The organism is Bacteroides sp. AM41-16 (assembly GCF_003603495.1).
Taxonomy (GTDB): Bacteria; Bacteroidota; Bacteroidia; order Bacteroidales; family Bacteroidaceae; genus Bacteroides; species Bacteroides uniformis.
The window spans coordinates 1-15,701 of record NZ_QTNE01000017.1 but is presented as its reverse complement, the minus strand read 5'-3'; the positions used below and the strand labels follow the sequence as shown (position 1 = coordinate 15,701).

The window sequence follows — 15,701 nt, the reverse complement described above, 5'->3', positions numbered from 1 at the left end:
TCATGAAAATAGTACATTCTTCAGGAAAAGCCTATCAACTGGCACCTGACACGCAAATTGAAATCGAACGTCCGAATCTGTTCTTCAATGATTATGGTGAGCAGTCACTTCCGGTAGTTCTCCCGGATACAGACCTGAACCGGGAACTGACCGGTTACCCCGATATGGTGGCCAACCGTAAAAAGCCGCAGACAGACATCACATGCAGCATCCGAGACGGTGACTACTGTGTGACCGCCCGGCAAGCCATACTCGGTGCCAAGCGGAAAGAGAAGATAACGACGACATTCTACATGAACGAGGGCAGTTTCCTTTCGCGCATCGAGAAAGTTGCCGTACCGGCCGTTTTCGGCAGCGAGACCGTACCCGGAGTAGAAACCGTAGAGCAGGGTATCAACTGGTGCCGTTCGTTGCTCGACAACACCAATCCGCATTTCACCCTCTTCCCCGTCATCATCGAGCTGGACGGGGAAAAACGCGGAGTGAACGTCACCTGCGTAATGGACGAGAATGGAAGGCCGATGCAGGTCCGTCCCAGAGTCACAAGGAAACAAGGCTTATACAACTCATATGCCCGTACAGAGAAGGTGGACAGCCGTATAATCACACTTGATCCCGGTTACTACATTACGCCCTTCATCCGTGCCACCTACCTACTGGAACGTATCTTCTCCTATTTCGGCTATACCTTGCAACCGAATTTTTTCACCGAGACCGAGCCTTTCAAAAGCATGGTGTTCATCAACAATACTGCCGATGCGCTGGTGAACGGCACCATCCTGCTGGCCCACCTGGTGCCCGACTGCCTATGCTCCACCCTGCTCGAAGTCTTCCGCAAGAAGTTCTGTTGCGAGTTTGTTCCAGACGAAGTGGCCAAGACCGTCCGCATAGAGTTTTTCAAAGACATGATAGCCGCACGCAACCCGACAGACTTGACGGCTTGTCTGGCCGGACAACCGGAAATCAATTACGAGACAGCCCGTCAGCTGAAGCTATCGTCAAAGAGCTCCCTCAGCAATGGAAGCACTCTTGACAGCACCACCGAGCTGGAGCGCAAATACCCCACGGCCTACTATGACATGGCATCCGGCAGATACGTAAGGATGGGCTATGGCAGGGAGGGCGTCATCAGGGTAGTGTCCGACGGAAACCTGCCGTTCTATGCCGGAGAAGAAGGACTGGATGACTATGAAGTGGAGGTGCCCGACAGTCAGTTCTGTTTCGACAGCCTAATGTTTTTCGTGCAGGGCACTATCAACGGAAGAGAATACGGGAATTCCGTAACTGCCCCCTATATCGGAGAAGGAAGGATGCTCAACAGTACTATCCGGGTAGCAGACGAAAGTACGAAAAGTGAGGAAAGTGAGGAAACGACAAGCGATCCCTACCTGACCGAAACCTCCCATGACCAGAATCCCATGCTGGCTTTCGCCTTGAGTAACAGTACCGGACTGCCCGTCGGGGCAAACCACGATGCCGCGCGTGGCTACTCCCTTCTGTACAACGGCCCTATCGGTATCTATGAAAAATTCTGGCGAGACTTCGACACCTTGCTGCGCAATGCCCTGCACAAGGTAACAGTTCCGCTACTGATGACGAACACAATGAAGCAAGCCCTCCCCGTCTACCGGAAAGTGGCACTGGGCGGTTCGGAATACCTCATCGACGTGCTGAAGTACACTCTCGGAGGCAACAATATGCCAATGGATACAACGTTGCTCACTACGCAGCTCCAGGAGCCCGTAACCATGGCCATGGACGAGAGCGAACGGATGAAGATGCCTGCCTACAAGTGGAAGGTAAACTGTACGCTATCCGAAATGACGGAAGACGAATGGACAGCAGCAGGCTTCGAGGCGGGCGCGTTGGTGGACATGACCATCGTTTATCTTGCACCGCCCACCGAGAAACAGTATGCCGCAGGCGGACAGTACCACAAGCGGACGGACTACTACAGCTATATGTATTATCCACGCCGGGGAGAAGGTGAAATCTGTTATAGAAGAGTGTCCGTTTACATGACTCCCCAATTGATTACAGATTAAGGCGGTTGATGATGCGTTGTCCTTTCTGCATGCAATCAATCCACATAAATTCGCACCAAAAACAGAATGTAAAATGAATATCATCCAACAGCCCGACATGCTGTCGCTCTCGATGAACCTGAAGAATTTCATCATCGGCTCTTCCCGGCAGACGACATTCACTCTGAAGGCCGGCGACAAAGAACTGGTGTCTCAGGTATATGCTCCTGACGAAAACGGAGTGATGGAGATAGATATACATGAAATTGTACACTCGTTTTTGTCATACAGCTTGAAAGACATCGGAGAGGTATATCAGCAAACCAACCTGGTTGCCGATTTCACAGCAGTCATCGACTCCACTGAAATCACCTTTCGCGTTATCCGCTCTGGAGTGGACCGCTTGACTGACTCTCCCACCAATTTCCTGACACAGAATTTCCTCACCTGGCAGCCGAATGTAAAGCCGGTCACTTATTATTCTCCGGAATTCCTGACCTACTATGCTGTGGTTGCCGGTACAGTCAAACTCCGCGCATACTTTACTGATGAGTCTGGAACTGTTAAATCTCAGACTGATTATACTGTTACAGAATTGATGCCAGGTATAGCTTATACCATGCCTCTACAATACTCTGTCGTTGCGGGATGGCTGGAACATAAATTACCTGCATATTATGATGTATGGGTCGAGAACACCTCCGGCCAGCGTCTTACATATATACAGCGTTACTATGCTGAGGATATGCGCTCCGAGCAGGAACAGTGGATATTATTTGAAAACTCTTTGGGAGGTGTCGATACATTCCGGGCATATGGTAACACTGTATTCAATGGCGAACACACGCATAATATTGCTGAAATTGACGAATTTTTTTCAGAATACCGTGTAGACACAGAGAGGAAGTTTCAAAAAAACACTGGTTACCTGAATGGAGATGAGCGCAAATGGCTGCTTGATTTCTTCCCGTCAAATGGCAAGTATCTGTACGCCGGTAATTATTTGCGCCGGATAGTCGTAACAGACAGCAATGTCAGCTATACAGACCGCGAACTTCCAAGCAATTATACGTTCACATTCAAGTATGCCGACGCTCGTCCATTACTAAATCTTTCCCGAACCGATGTCCCTACAGACGTTCTCAACATTACCGTACCTGAAGTCGGTTCTTTTACAGTGCCCCCTCGGCTTGCTGAATTTCCCCATCTATCGTTATCCGGGGGGGCACTGTTTCCTGTTCAAAATCCGTATTCAGAAAAATGGTCAACAACATCTGTGGATGCCATTGCTTATTTTTTGGCAGATTTTATGTCCCGCGTTTATGGCTCTGGTGGTGGAGTCGGTCACAAACACCGTAACTATGATTTGCTTGAGTTGCTTTCATATATTGAGAACTATCTATTGGTAAATGGTCAGAAGATAAAGGCCGGTTACGCGGACAAAGCCGGTTACGTTGAAGGAATGGAGGATATGTTCCTTCGCAAAGACCAGTCTGACGGCACAAATTTTCTGTTGAAGTTCGGCGAGTTTATCGACTCTATGGTCGCAGGCAAGGGTGCCGGAATATTCCCTGACGGCCGTATGCAGCTGTCCCGCCTCGAGGTCCGCGACAGCCTTACCGTCCTTGAGCTTATCTTCAACCGTCTCTCCGCCATGGAAAGCGACTATTCATTCTCCGAGTCCGGTACCATCGAAAGTGTATCGCAGCTTGAAGACGGCACATACAGCCTGAAGATGAAGAAGCGGTGGGATAACGACTTTACTGCACTGGCAGAAAACGATGTTGTATATGGTGTTGTCAATGACCTTGCATCAGGTGGCGGCAAGTATTATACCTCCTGGCTACGTGTCTTGCATGTTGACATCTCAGCCAATACGATCAACGCTGTGATGTACCCTGATAGCGAGGTGCCGGGTGGCAAGAATTATCCTCCTGAGCCGTTGATGATATTATCACACCGTGGCAACCCGGTTGATACTGAACGGCAGGGTTATTGGTATCTGTCATCCCGTGAGCATTGTATCTGCATGCTTAACGGGGTCACAAAACCCGTCCTTGAGGAAAGCAACTATTCGGTGATCGTCGGCAGGCTGAAGCATCTGTCTCTGTTCGACAACCTGCCCATCAACTACCTGCACTCTTATATCTACGTTCGGGGATTGGTAGCGCAGGACATCCACCGCATCGACTTCCAAGGCGTATTGCCCCGCATCGCCAACGACCGCGGCGAGTGGAGCATGGAGACCGCCACGGGAGCAGAACCCTACCAAGCCGACCGCGAGGCACAGACCGAGACTGTACGTGTGATGATGTACGATACCGTGTGGCACTACGGATGCAAGTGGATGTGTCTTGTTTCCGGCACTACCGACGAACCGAAGTACGGAGCAGCGGGCTGGGCAATGGTCGAGGGCAATCCGGATTTCAGCATCGACATTGAGAGCAGCAACGGCTGGTACTTCGATGCGGAGCGTTTTGCTACCACCCTCACCATTACCGGTGAGCTGTACAACCGTGACGTGACGGCTCATATACTTGACGCTGATGTGGAGTGGACGCGCGACACGGGCAACGTCACCGAGGACAACGCCTGGGCGGTCGCACACGCGGAAACCGGCAAGTCGCTGCCGCTGACGGTCAACGACCTCGGTCCCAACTATATGAACATGACCGGGTGCAAGTTTGTCGCACGGGTATTGCTGCGTGACGGGCAGAACAATTATGAGACAATGAATTATATAACCTTTTAAAAAATGAATTATGCAAGTCAGCAGAGTGTCAAAAGTGGAGTTTGGTAAAAGCCATGTAGTGGAATACAGGTATAAAGTGTTTGGATTGTTCCCCGTAATCCGTATCACAATAGTTCATGGTGATTGTAGGGATGATTGTCTTGAAAAGGCGGTTGAAAAGAAGACAGGTCATAAGGATGTCACAATCATTTCATATACTTGATTATGCAGACTATACAGAAGAAGATAGAGGTCAACTACCGCCCTCTCCAGACCAGCGGCGGGATAGAGGTTGTCGGCAGCGTACCGGACGTGCAGGTGTACCAGGCTGACAAGGCCGAGTACACTCCGGACTACATGCTTACCCCCCTGACGCTGTTCCCCCGGTGCAATGCTACCGACCCGGATGCGGTGGTCAAGGTGGGTGCGGTCAACGCGTCATTGGTCAACATGAAGTGGTACGAGCGCTTGAACGGTGTGCGGACATTGATTACATCTGCCAACAAGAGCTATGTCATTACCGAGACCGGAGCAACAAAAGGGACTATTCAGGTGAAAAAGAATACCGTTCCCGGCAGTCCGGTAACACTGGAGTTCTACGCCGAGTATGTCGATGCGAAGCGTACCGGACAGACGCACGTCTACCGTTTCAGCTGTCTTGTCCGTGCCGTTGACGGCAGCGAGGCGCAGCCTAAGCTGATGGTCGACTCTCCGTCGGCACTTGACTGGAACCCGTGTCGGGACATTGCTAGGCAGGCCATCACCGCCAGACTGCTTGTCGGTGATGTAGATGTCACAGCAACCAACAAGTGCAAGTTCTTCTTCTATCGGAAGCTGAATACGGGCGCACTGGAGCAGATTACCGACGGTAACGGCGACAATGACTGGGAGTTCGTATCACTTGCCAAGAACGTGCTTACCATAGACCGGGACTATATCGGCCACGAACAGACCTACGTTGTGAAAGCATCGTACTCGAAGGACGGTGCTCCTTCATCCAAGCCGGACAGTGACATAGACTATGTCTCCACCACCATTCGCAGGCGTATTCCCGCCATCGAGATTGACTGGGAGGGATTTCCGCAGCAGGTGGCCGACGGAACCAAGATGATATACCCGAAACCGGTCATCCGTGATACGGCAGGGATTGTCCCCAATCCCCAGGCCATCCTTGAGTGCGAATGGTACACGAAGGCGGCCGGCGCCTCCTCATACGTGCTGGCCGCTGCCGGGTACTCGCCCTCCATCCCATGCACCGACGGCATGATGCTACAGCTGAAGGTGATTGACAAGGGCCCGTATGCGGCGGTGGTGGCATCTGACGGCAAGTACGTGACGGATGACAGCGGTAAGTTTATAGTGGCAAGGAAAAGGGATGTTTAACCATTAATCGATAGCAGTATGGCATTTTATATCAAAGTGACGAGAGAGGTTGCGGACAAGCTGGGAGTGGCAGGAATCCGCAACAGCACTGCCGACGGCAATGTGCTGTTATGGCAGGCCGATGTGGCAGGCTTTCCCGGCGATACGGTATTCGACCGGGCGGCAGTAGTCGGGGGCGTGTGCCTTTCCCCGCAGCAGGCCAAGGGTGAGATAGACGGCGTGGAAGATCCGGTGGAGGTCGCCACTCCGGAGGGTTTCATGGATAAAGGCGGGGAGGAGGTGACCGATGAGCGTAGCGAGTAAGGTCGGGCAGGTAATCTTTTCGCAAAAGTCTGGCGTTTACATGCCAGCGATTATGTGCGACAAAGGCGACCTCTATCAAGAGTATGATGGTGAATCGGGTGCTCCGACCAACATAGCCCCCGACTTCACCGCGATGAAGCCGACGCTCTCCTTCCTTCTCACCTCCTCACGGGTGGCTGAGGGGATTGTGGTGCCCTCTTCCATCAGGTGGTATTTCAATGACGTCGAGGTCAAGTTCTCGGGCAACGTCTCCACGAACACGTTTGGCGGCGAGACGGGTCATTTCAAGTTCATTCCCTACAAGGCAGGCACTACGAACTATTACGGGCTTCAGATCGTGAAGAACCTGGTGAAGGCGTCGTCCGGTGCGAGCTGTAGCGTCAAGGCGGTGGCTACGGTGACCGTGGGCAACGTGTCGGATGAGGTGCAGTTCGTCTACAGCATCCCTATCACTAAGGGTGTGGGTAACCAGAACGTGGTGACCATCGTTTCCGGAGATGACAAATACTTTGCCATCCGTGAGAAGGGAGGCAGTGTCGTTCTCACGGCGATGGCGCGGCGTGGAGCGTCAGAGATCACCTCCGGACTGACCTACAAGTGGTCCAGGATGGTTAACGGTGCCTGGCAGACACTCGTCGACCAGACTGGCAAGAGTCTGACCGTCACGGACAGCCTGGTTGACACTACGGGTATCTTCAAGGTGGAGGTGTCGCAGGGCGGCAATCTGATAGGCCTTGACACGCAGACGGTGATGGACTTGTCAGACCCCTACGACATCATAACTAATCCCAATCCCGAGGATGAGACGATTGTTTCCGGTTCCGGAGGTTCGGTGACTTATACGCCTATCCTTGTCAAGAGGGGACAGACCACGAAGGCAAAGAATATGCTGTTCTATTTTGTCTTTATGGATTCGGCAGGGGTCATTCTCAATCCGGCTACGGCGAATGTGGCTGCGGCAAGCGGTACCTGCACTGAAGCTATGTGCCAGCAGGCAGGCGGCAATGTTTCATGGACAATCTCAACGGCAGCATGATATGGCAAAGAAAGCGTTGGCAAGCAAGACGGGAGAAGTGAAGTATCTCCAGCAGGGACCGGTCGGCCCACTGGTCTATCCGACCGGGGAGTACGCGGCATCCGTATCCTATACCCGTACCCCACTGTCCGCACCCATGGTGCTGTGTGAGGGGCAGTATTACGTATTGAACAAGGAGGGCACTTTTAAGAATATTAATCCGAAAAAGGACTATGCGGCCAACGGCAGCAAGGCCACCTGGGTGCTGATGGACAAGGTCAGGTATTCGTTCGTCGAGATTCTGATGGCGAACTTCGCAAAACTGGCGAGCGCCGTATTCTACGGGCAGTACATGTTCTCCCAGTACGGGGTGAGAGCGGACGGTTCGGCCGTGGAGACGGAGGGTGGGTACAAGGACTTCAATTACAGTGATCCGATGAATCCGGCGAACGGGTTCCGTCCGAACCTGCTGATTGACTTCCTGAGAGGGAGCCTTTATGGGCGGAGTGTTGACTTGCAGGGTGACATTACAGCCGAGACAATGAATCTGAAGGTTTGTACAAATTCAGACAATGAATTACCTAATGGCTCTATAATACTTTATCCGAAGAATTTGGGGCCTTTACCGGAACTGGAAGCTGGCACTTGCCAGGAAATGAAGATGTTGTTTCCTATTGCGACAAGGGTTCCCCTTTCCGTAACTTTAACCACTGCATCTGCCAATGTGAGGATTGCGCCCAATGGCTCTATACTTGATTCTGCGTCAAGTTATGATATAGTAGATGCTTACGGATATCATGAATTAATCGGGTTTAGATATGCCGATGGGGATATTACCTATTGGTGTGTATTTAAAAAATAAAAGAGTGTATGAAAGTTTTTTATAAAAGCGAGGTGGTGAAATGGCTATTGTGGTAAGGCTACAGCACCATCACATTCATTTGATTTTAAATTTACAAAACGAGAATAAAAACAAAATGTTAAACCGGTTGTCGTTTTTATCCGAAAATGACGACCCTCAAAAGTACAAAGGTATGATGGAAAAGATTAAGTTGTCAGAAGTGGAGAAAGGTTTGCCTAACGGAATAATTGCTCAGATACGCGGGCTGAACACCCAGGGAGAGGGCATTTTAGAACCGTTGGATTCTTTTTTGAGTGACATATTATGTGCAAGAGGCTCCTTTATATATAACAGTCAAGAAGTTATAGATAACCTCAAGAAACCTGGTGTGTATAAGCATGGGGACCCCATAATCGGTACGGGGACTTCCTATGGCGCGCATGGTGTGCTCTTGGTCTTGTACATAGATGAATATACAATACATATTGATTTTCCTGCAAGGAAAAACTTTATCCTTGTAAGAAAGTGTGTCACTGCCAACGGGAAAGATGAGTGGTCTTCATGGAAATATATATCGTTAACAGACATATCAACGTAATGGGCTTTGCAGGACGGTCAGGGTGAAAGACACCAACTCTTGCTTAAAACTGTGGAATTATTCCACAATACCGTGGAGTACTCCACAATATTCCACAGTATTATCAAAAGAGGATTTTGCCTTATATTAATGAAAATGAATGCAATATTGTTGCGCAATCATTCTGGCATCAATTTTGTACTATGGTTTATGTCTTAAAAGTTATCAGTAACTTGTAGTTGTTATGGTTAGACAATAGGTATTAGTTGCATTAAGGTTTAAAGACATTTTGTTCATATTGATTTTCATTCGGAAACTCTCTTTGTTTGGCATTGCATCCCGGTCTGTGAAGTATCGGGATGTTTTTACTTAGATGGTTGCTGTTTCCGACTAAATACTGTAACTTTGTATAGTTAGCCGATATACTACTTAACTAATACTATTTTATTCTTTGGAATAATGAAAGTATTCTCAGTCTGTGAAGATCGGATGCTTTTGGTGGGTAATGCCGCCAATTATTCCAGTTAAGTGTTTAGGTTTTATGCAGTCTACCCCATGAATGGACTGCATTGACAAGAAGTATTCTGCCCGTTCTGACCGAGATGGCCGGAACGGGTTACAAGAGAATTCAAACAAACCATTGACTTCCCTTTTTTCAGCATGTCTTGTAATATAGGATTTGTTCCTTTGAAATAAAAATCATACCTTTGGTGCATTGACAACCCGATAATCATGCCTTATTTGTGAAGATAGAGCATGTACTTAGAAGGCATTGGGAACGCCATAAAGTTGAATTCGGGTTGCCACCCTATCTCTTTCTTTTGCGCATTGGACAGAATGTTTGTTTGCTTGTTAAATTACACTTCATACCTTTTATAATGGATGTCCAATGTGCGCAAATTAAGCCCGTTCAAGCCGAGATGGTTTGAGCGGGTTTTGTTTGGCATTCTGATTGATTATTATTAATTTTACCACATGTCTTTTAGGCATAGTAAGTAGTTCTTGTTCTATAAAGTAAAGTCCGAAGAGTTGGAATTTATAGAACTTACACTTAATCAATTAGTTAATACAGACTTTCCGTCTTGTCCGTGAGGATAGGACGGATTTTAATTATAGGCAGAAAATTGGAAAGACTTATGAAATGGTAATTTTATTTTCCTTGGAATGAGAGCCAATAACATATTCCGATGTTACCGCTTCCATGGAGAGAATTTGGTTCTTGTTTCCATTAACATTTGATATGGCATACAACATAAGATAGCCGCCAGAATGGTTTGGGTATTTACTGTTTAAATAAAAACTGAAAGTATTGTCATTATCAACGTAGCATACGATATAGTTACATATTGTTGAACTGTAATTTTCTTTGGATAGACGACTGTCTGCGAATTTGTTCTCCCAATACTTTATATTAACAGAGAAATTCTCATTACTCATATTGTTTTGGTTAAAACCTATAGAGCATTGCAACCTTATGGCACGATATTGTGCCGTACTTATTGCTGTTCTAATTATAAAGCCTTTTACATTTCCAGCTGAAGGAGTGGAAAATAACTTTGGAAATAAGCCTCCTATTAATGTATTCATCACATTTGCCAAATCACTTTTCTTTATTTTCCCCTGACTACCATCTGCCAGTTCCACATACACATAGTTTGTATCAGTCACTATCTGACACTGGTTCATTGCTTGACTTATGTTTACTTTCTCTATCATATCCCTTGTACTTTTGAGGGTCAGAAGATACGAATGAAAAAGTAGAATGAATAAATTGCTCTATTATAGGTAAATTATATTTCCCTCCAATCAGTATAATTAATAAAAGATGTTGTTCCACTTCCTTCTCTAATGTATGTCCTTTCACCACCGCTTACTATCTGAAAGATAAATTGGCTACCAGTAACATTACCACGATATGTGCGTTGTACATGAATACAAATTCCATAATCAACAGGTGAATTCATGGTAAGAGCAATATGTAAAATGCTTAGTCCTGCATTACAAATTTTATAAGCTTCATTTAAATCTGTTACATCGGTAATACCGATATTCTTAATTGGCAACAAAGATGATATTGTATCCTTATCAATCTTTCCCTGGCTATTTTCTTTTTCCACGTACACATAGTCTGCATCTGTTACTATCTGGCACTGGTTCATTACTTGACTTATGTTTACCTTCTCTATCATATCCCTTGTACTTTTGAGGGTCAAAGGATAGGATAGGAAAACGGATACTCCAAAAGTCTCTTATATTTTGGTATTATTTATTAACGTCCAATCTTTCAAAACCTCTCCATTGCTACGAATGGTTTTAATATATATTCTTGCAGAGTTGGTAATATATAAATGGGCTGTGTATTGAAACCCTCTTAGCGCTAATAAAATTCCAGTGCCCATATTATTTAGATTATCAGTAGATGAATATACACCGGCACTGATTTTACTATCGTATTCTTTATTTAATATATTCTTACCTTGTTCAAATCCATTAGCTTGCATAAGCCCCTTGTTTGCTTCTGTTGCAGCAGGCAGTTTTTCTCTGATTAACTCAACCACATTGGCATCTGTTATATTAACCTTTTCTATCATATCCCTTGTACTTTTGAGGGTCAAAGGATATGACGGGAAAAAGATTGTTATGAGCTCTACTGTCAATCAAGTAAATGATATGGACTTCCAGTTCGTCCATTCCCCGTAAAAATTGCTGCTCCTGACTTTTAAAGTATTTCCCAATAAATCGGATTTTAGTTGAAACCTACACTGACTATAGTTAACGCAAAGAAACATACCAGAAATACCAGAACCATCTCCATTTGAATTGTAGCCAAATCCGGAACCTATTTCATCCAAGGAACCTTCTACAATACCATAATTCTTAAATGGAAGTAAGTTGAAAAAATCGTTTTTCTTAATCTTCCCTTGGCTATTCCCTTTTTCCACATACACATGGTCTGCATCAGTTACTATCTGATACTGGTTCATTACTTGGCTTATGTTTACCTTCTCTATCATATATCCCTTGTACTTTTGAGGGTCAAAGGATATGACGGAAATAAGTAATAAACAACAATGAGCACAATAAAAGTAAAAGTTACTGAGCAATTTATATCGAGAACGAGTAAGGAAGGCAGGGGAATAACCCCTGCTAATAATTAGTTATCTGCATGACATTTATTCCCGTTTCTTTATTTCCGTTGTTCTTAACAAATACAGTGCCATTGACAGCCTTCTTATTCAAAATAATCTTGCCGACCTCTGTGAAGTCCGTGGAAATACTCGCACCATTATTCAACAATATATTGGCCGATACTCCGGCGCCGATCATTATCAGGGCTGTCGCCCCAGCATCAGCCCATCGAACCATGTACATTCCATAATAGGATGTCTTCAAATCGTATTCCTCCCCCGGTTGCAATGTCAGTCTCCAGGTAGGGAACATCTCATTCCTGATATTCTTTATATTGAGCTGCCTTGTGATAGCATTTATCACGTTTGTGTCTGTTATCAGAACCTTCTCTATCATATCCCTTGTACTTTTGAGGGTCATTAGAATACCCTTTTTGGTTAGGCTGTTGAATAAGACTACCTTCACGGCTAAAAATGGTTTACGCATACATTAGGGTTAGCACTGACAAACAAACAGTCGAGAACCAAAGGTTCGAAGTCCAGAAATTTGCAACGGAAAAAGGACTTGTAATAGATAAATGGGTGTCCGAGAAGGTTTCCGGCACAAAAATTGCTAACGATAGGAAATTAGGTCCGCTTCTCAAGAGGATGAAGAAAGGCGACACTCTAATCATAACAGAAATCAGCCGATTAGGAAGAAACCTGATGGGTATTATGTCAATGCTTCACCTCTGTATGATTAAGGAGACTTGCGTTCTTACTGTCAAGGAGCGTTACGAATTAGGTAATAACATCAACAGTAAGGTATTGGCATTCGCTTTCGGTTTATCCGCTGAAATTGAACGTGATTTGATCAGTCAGCGAACCAAGGAGGCCCTTGCTTACAGAAAAGCTGCAGGAATACGACTTGGTCGGAAAAAGGGGGATAAAAACACGCATTACAAGCTTACAGGAAAAGAACCTCTCATTAGAACTATGCTCGAATATGGTTATTCAAAGGCAGCCATATGTCGTAAGCTTAAATGTAACCCTAAAACATTGGATGACCATTTGCGGAGAATGTCAAAAAAATAATGTCCTTTTTGAAGGCTACATCCATATCTATCTTTGCATTGACATTCTGTGTCAGTGGAAAATCTCGAATTGGCAGCATGTTTGACATAAGCTTACTTACTTTTGTGGTTGTCTGACAATTTGATGGTTATAAATAAAGCAATAAAATGGGTATGAATGATTGGGTTATGCTGGTGACCGCACTCGGTGGCATCGAGGGCATCAAGCAGCTTATTAAGTGGTGGATGTCGCGCAAAACCAATGCGCGTATTGAGGACGCACATGCTGATGTAGAGGAGTTCAAGGCATTACGGGAGTACAACGAGTTCCTGCAGAAGCAGCTTTCGGAGAAGGAACAGCGGTTTGTGGAGCAGACTGACCGGCTCCGTAAGGCACAGGATGAGCTGTTTACACTGAAGGAAACTAATTCTGACTTGAAACTGGAACTAGCACTGAAACGGTGTGAGAGAAAGAAGTGCGGTGATAGAGAACCGCAAAATGGGTATTAATTGAATAAGGAGGAAAATTGAAATGGCGAATGTGAATCAACTTGCACCGTTTATCCTAAAATGGGAAGGCGGTTTCGTGAATGACCCGGCAGACCTTGGAGGTGCTACAAATATGGGTGTGACTATCGGTACGTGGAAGTCATGCGGCTATGACAAGGACGGCGACGGTGATATAGACGTAGATGACCTGCATCTGCTTACCCGTGAGGATGTCGTTAAACGGGTGCTCAAGCCGCATTATTGGGACAGATGGAAAGCTGACGATATTAAATCGCAATCAGTTGCTAATATCCTTGTCGATTGGGTGTGGGCATCCGGTGCACACGGAATAAAGATTCCTCAACGTTTGCTTGGTGTTACTGTGGATGGAATAGTAGGTCCTAAGACACTTGCTGCGGTGAATGCCAGGAACCCGCGTGAGTTGTTCGACCAGATCAAGATTGCACGGTTCGATTTCATCGAGGATATATGCAAAAAACGTCCGGCGAACAATAAATTTAAGAGAGGTTGGATGAATCGGATTAATGATTTGAGATTCGAGGAATGAAAAAGTTACCGTGGATATTAATTGTACTGCTGGCAATTGCTTGTATAGTGGTTTGGTTCCGTCCGCATGAGCAGCCTCCGGCTGAAGTTCGTGTAGAGACGAAGATAAAGACGGTTGTCAAGGTAGATACGATGCTTATCTCTGCACCGATGGCAGTATTCTGGCGTTTCGTGCCGGATGATACGACACGGATAGGTGATACGCTGCTTCATCGCCGACAAGTAGTGTATTCAGACAGCTCGTATCGGGCTGTGGTGAGCGGATATGTAGACCCTCGGCTGGATAGTTTACAGATATTCCCAAGAACTGTGTATCAGACAGTGACGAATGACGTCTATCATCCGGTTCCCATCAAGTCGAAGAAGAAGCGTTGGGGATTAGGGTTGCAGGTAGGATATGGCTATCCGGGTGGTTTTTATGTCGGTGGTGGGGTGAGTTATAATTTGTTTATGTGGTAGAAAAAACATACCTTTGTTGCTGTAGTAGTTTTACTTATCATTCATTTGATAAGTGGCCCCGGCTTCCGTCGGGGCTTTTTATACAAGAAATGATTAGTTAAAAGTATTCCAGTGCCTACTTTCTTTTATATCTAAGTTGATATAAGCTCAGATATGATTATCTGAAAGTAAGAACAAATAATAATAGTATTAGATATGAAACAGAGAAGAAATAGGTCTGAGTCCAACTATAAACGTGCAAAGATTAATTCGTGGTGCAGGCTTTTAGAAAAGGATTTTGATTGGGATTATACGTTTTTATTGGAAATAGAGCGCAAGAAAATAATAGAAATGTATGAATACTTTAAAAAGTGTACGCGTTCGGATAAAATGCCTATAGTGGCAAGAGACTTGCAACTTTGCATTGGCCTATTGGATATTGTGCTCGAAAAAGATAATTTGCAGTTGGAATTTTCAGGAATGAAGACTATGCGTAGAGATGACGGTATGTATGAAATGGTAGAAAGTCCGCATATAATAGCTTGTAGGAATCTATACATTAACACTAAAAATGCATCAAGGTTCTGCCTATTTAATTTCCCGACAGATGATTATGATATTGAAATTATTCATAAAGAGGAATTGAGAAGATATAAGGCGTGGTATCTATATAATAAAATCAGAACTTACAAGTTGTTTTCTTGGTGGGATTAGGTAATAGGCATCCATCATTCTTACATCGTAAGGTTTTGATAGGTAAAGCAGTCCAATAAGCGACCTTTTTTCTTTGGCTTCTCTCTGCTATGATTTATCTTTGCAACAAAAAAATATGGCATACAATTATGACGAAGAAAGCGTGAATGCCTTAATGAAATGGGCTGAGAACGCACTATTACCCAAAGAGGTGACATTAAGTGAGGCAGAACATATTTTTGATACCTCCATGTATGTTAATGCGAATATCTGCGATATTAAGCAGCATTATCCGGATGCATTCTATAACCCGGCTATTGACCGGTTATATAGGTTGAAGGAGCATATGGAAGATAATATGTAGGACTGTAGGAGCGTAGGAGACCAATATTAGCCTCCTACATTATTTATTATGGCAGTATCCATAATTTTGTGTAAATAGAAACGGGATTCAGTTATA

18 protein-coding genes are annotated in these 15,701 nt (G+C 45.5%); 13 read left to right on the top strand and 5 right to left on the bottom strand.

Annotated elements, in window-relative coordinates; translation table 11 throughout:
- The first annotated feature begins 2 nt into the window (after nt 1-2).
- From DW896_RS14495 to DW896_RS14460, 7 genes are all read left to right on the top strand, one after another.
- The gene (locus tag DW896_RS14495) at nt 3-2,045 is read left to right on the top strand and encodes a hypothetical protein (RefSeq protein WP_119993407.1); all 2,043 of its coding nucleotides are present in this window, start codon (nt 3-5) and stop codon (nt 2,043-2,045) included.
- A 73-nt stretch (nt 2,046-2,118) separates the two neighbouring features.
- Entirely contained in the window at nt 2,119-4,776 is a 2,658-nt protein-coding gene (locus DW896_RS14490; protein ID WP_119993405.1) for a hypothetical protein, read from the top strand.
- Between the two features lie 204 nt (nt 4,777-4,980).
- The gene (locus DW896_RS14480; protein WP_243634827.1) at nt 4,981-6,138 is read left to right on the top strand and encodes a hypothetical protein; all 1,158 of its coding nucleotides are present in this window, start codon (nt 4,981-4,983) and stop codon (nt 6,136-6,138) included.
- Nucleotides 6,139-6,156: 18 nt separating this feature from the next.
- Nucleotides 6,157-6,441, top strand: a complete 285-nt coding sequence (locus DW896_RS14475) for a hypothetical protein (RefSeq protein WP_119993400.1) — start codon at nt 6,157-6,159, stop codon at nt 6,439-6,441.
- Between the two features lie 40 nt (nt 6,442-6,481).
- Nucleotides 6,482-7,477, top strand: coding sequence for a hypothetical protein (locus tag DW896_RS14470; protein ID WP_243634826.1), 996 nt, complete (start codon nt 6,482-6,484; stop codon nt 7,475-7,477).
- A gap of 1 nt (nt 7,478) precedes the next feature.
- A complete protein-coding gene (locus DW896_RS14465; protein ID WP_117965684.1) occupies nt 7,479-8,318 on the top strand; it encodes a hypothetical protein in 840 nt (279 codons plus the stop codon).
- Between the two features lie 40 nt (nt 8,319-8,358).
- Complete coding sequence (locus DW896_RS14460) at nt 8,359-8,895, top strand: hypothetical protein (RefSeq protein ID WP_119993396.1); 537 nt, start codon at nt 8,359-8,361, stop codon at nt 8,893-8,895.
- Nucleotides 8,896-10,008: 1,113 nt separating this feature from the next.
- Here DW896_RS14460 and DW896_RS14455 read toward each other — a convergent pair.
- The 5 genes from DW896_RS14455 to DW896_RS14435 form a co-directional block, all read right to left on the bottom strand.
- On the bottom strand, nt 10,009-10,590 hold the full coding sequence (locus tag DW896_RS14455) for a hypothetical protein (RefSeq protein ID WP_117945645.1): 582 nt from the start codon (nt 10,588-10,590) through the stop codon (nt 10,009-10,011).
- A 74-nt stretch (nt 10,591-10,664) separates the two neighbouring features.
- The gene (locus tag DW896_RS14450; protein ID WP_119993394.1) at nt 10,665-11,063 is read right to left on the bottom strand and encodes a hypothetical protein; all 399 of its coding nucleotides are present in this window, start codon (nt 11,061-11,063) and stop codon (nt 10,665-10,667) included.
- A 60-nt stretch (nt 11,064-11,123) separates the two neighbouring features.
- Complete coding sequence (locus DW896_RS14445; protein ID WP_117965667.1) at nt 11,124-11,465, bottom strand: hypothetical protein; 342 nt, start codon at nt 11,463-11,465, stop codon at nt 11,124-11,126.
- 66 nt (nt 11,466-11,531) lie between these two features.
- Complete coding sequence (locus DW896_RS14440; RefSeq protein WP_119993392.1) at nt 11,532-11,888, bottom strand: hypothetical protein; 357 nt, start codon at nt 11,886-11,888, stop codon at nt 11,532-11,534.
- A gap of 133 nt (nt 11,889-12,021) precedes the next feature.
- On the bottom strand, nt 12,022-12,399 hold the full coding sequence (locus tag DW896_RS14435) for a hypothetical protein (RefSeq protein ID WP_120096305.1): 378 nt from the start codon (nt 12,397-12,399) through the stop codon (nt 12,022-12,024).
- A gap of 77 nt (nt 12,400-12,476) precedes the next feature.
- Between DW896_RS14435 and DW896_RS14430 the strand changes: the two genes are divergently transcribed.
- From DW896_RS14430 to DW896_RS14405, 6 genes are all read left to right on the top strand, one after another.
- Nucleotides 12,477-13,076 (top strand): master DNA invertase Mpi family serine-type recombinase, encoded by a 600-nt coding sequence (locus tag DW896_RS14430; protein WP_117599663.1) that lies wholly within the window; start codon nt 12,477-12,479, stop codon nt 13,074-13,076.
- A 146-nt stretch (nt 13,077-13,222) separates the two neighbouring features.
- On the top strand, nt 13,223-13,564 hold the full coding sequence (locus DW896_RS14425; RefSeq protein ID WP_119958097.1) for a hypothetical protein: 342 nt from the start codon (nt 13,223-13,225) through the stop codon (nt 13,562-13,564).
- A gap of 22 nt (nt 13,565-13,586) precedes the next feature.
- The gene (locus DW896_RS14420) at nt 13,587-14,111 is read left to right on the top strand and encodes a glycoside hydrolase family 108 protein (RefSeq protein WP_119962309.1); all 525 of its coding nucleotides are present in this window, start codon (nt 13,587-13,589) and stop codon (nt 14,109-14,111) included.
- Complete coding sequence (locus DW896_RS14415; RefSeq protein WP_119962310.1) at nt 14,108-14,569, top strand: DUF6808 domain-containing protein; 462 nt, start codon at nt 14,108-14,110, stop codon at nt 14,567-14,569. Before DW896_RS14420 ends, DW896_RS14415 begins: the two co-directional genes overlap by 4 nt.
- A gap of 195 nt (nt 14,570-14,764) precedes the next feature.
- Nucleotides 14,765-15,262, top strand: a complete 498-nt coding sequence (locus tag DW896_RS14410; protein WP_061411836.1) for a hypothetical protein — start codon at nt 14,765-14,767, stop codon at nt 15,260-15,262.
- A gap of 115 nt (nt 15,263-15,377) precedes the next feature.
- Nucleotides 15,378-15,605 (top strand): hypothetical protein, encoded by a 228-nt coding sequence (locus tag DW896_RS14405; RefSeq protein WP_119993390.1) that lies wholly within the window; start codon nt 15,378-15,380, stop codon nt 15,603-15,605.
- Nucleotides 15,606-15,701: the final 96 nt, after the last annotated feature.

Bases quoted from the DNA above. Each gene is read 5' to 3' on its own strand.
- DW896_RS14415 (WP_119962310.1), top strand. From the start codon at position 14,108: ATGAAAAAGTTACCGTGGATATTAATTGTACTGCTGGCAATTGCTTGT.
- DW896_RS14495 (WP_119993407.1), top strand. From the start codon at position 3: ATGAAAATAGTACATTCTTCAGGAAAAGCCTATCAACTGGCACCTGAC.
- DW896_RS14455 (WP_117945645.1), bottom strand. From the start codon at position 10,590: ATGATAGAGAAAGTAAACATAAGTCAAGCAATGAACCAGTGTCAGATA.
- DW896_RS14445 (WP_117965667.1), bottom strand. From the start codon at position 11,465: ATGATAGAAAAGGTTAATATAACAGATGCCAATGTGGTTGAGTTAATC.
- DW896_RS14410 (WP_061411836.1), top strand. From the start codon at position 14,765: ATGAAACAGAGAAGAAATAGGTCTGAGTCCAACTATAAACGTGCAAAG.
- DW896_RS14435 (WP_120096305.1), bottom strand. From the start codon at position 12,399: ATGATAGAGAAGGTTCTGATAACAGACACAAACGTGATAAATGCTATC.
- DW896_RS14405 (WP_119993390.1), top strand. From the start codon at position 15,378: ATGGCATACAATTATGACGAAGAAAGCGTGAATGCCTTAATGAAATGG.
- DW896_RS14460 (WP_119993396.1), top strand. From the start codon at position 8,359: ATGGCTATTGTGGTAAGGCTACAGCACCATCACATTCATTTGATTTTA.
- DW896_RS14480 (WP_243634827.1), top strand. From the start codon at position 4,981: ATGCAGACTATACAGAAGAAGATAGAGGTCAACTACCGCCCTCTCCAG.
- DW896_RS14440 (WP_119993392.1), bottom strand. From the start codon at position 11,888: ATGATAGAGAAGGTAAACATAAGCCAAGTAATGAACCAGTATCAGATA.
- DW896_RS14465 (WP_117965684.1), top strand. From the start codon at position 7,479: ATGGCAAAGAAAGCGTTGGCAAGCAAGACGGGAGAAGTGAAGTATCTC.
- DW896_RS14490 (WP_119993405.1), top strand. From the start codon at position 2,119: ATGAATATCATCCAACAGCCCGACATGCTGTCGCTCTCGATGAACCTG.
- DW896_RS14450 (WP_119993394.1), bottom strand. From the start codon at position 11,063: ATGATAGAGAAGGTAAACATAAGTCAAGTAATGAACCAGTGCCAGATA.
- DW896_RS14475 (WP_119993400.1), top strand. From the start codon at position 6,157: ATGGCATTTTATATCAAAGTGACGAGAGAGGTTGCGGACAAGCTGGGA.
- DW896_RS14430 (WP_117599663.1), top strand. From the start codon at position 12,477: ATGGTTTACGCATACATTAGGGTTAGCACTGACAAACAAACAGTCGAG.
- DW896_RS14470 (WP_243634826.1), top strand. From the start codon at position 6,482: ATGCCAGCGATTATGTGCGACAAAGGCGACCTCTATCAAGAGTATGAT.
- DW896_RS14425 (WP_119958097.1), top strand. From the start codon at position 13,223: ATGGGTATGAATGATTGGGTTATGCTGGTGACCGCACTCGGTGGCATC.
- DW896_RS14420 (WP_119962309.1), top strand. From the start codon at position 13,587: ATGGCGAATGTGAATCAACTTGCACCGTTTATCCTAAAATGGGAAGGC.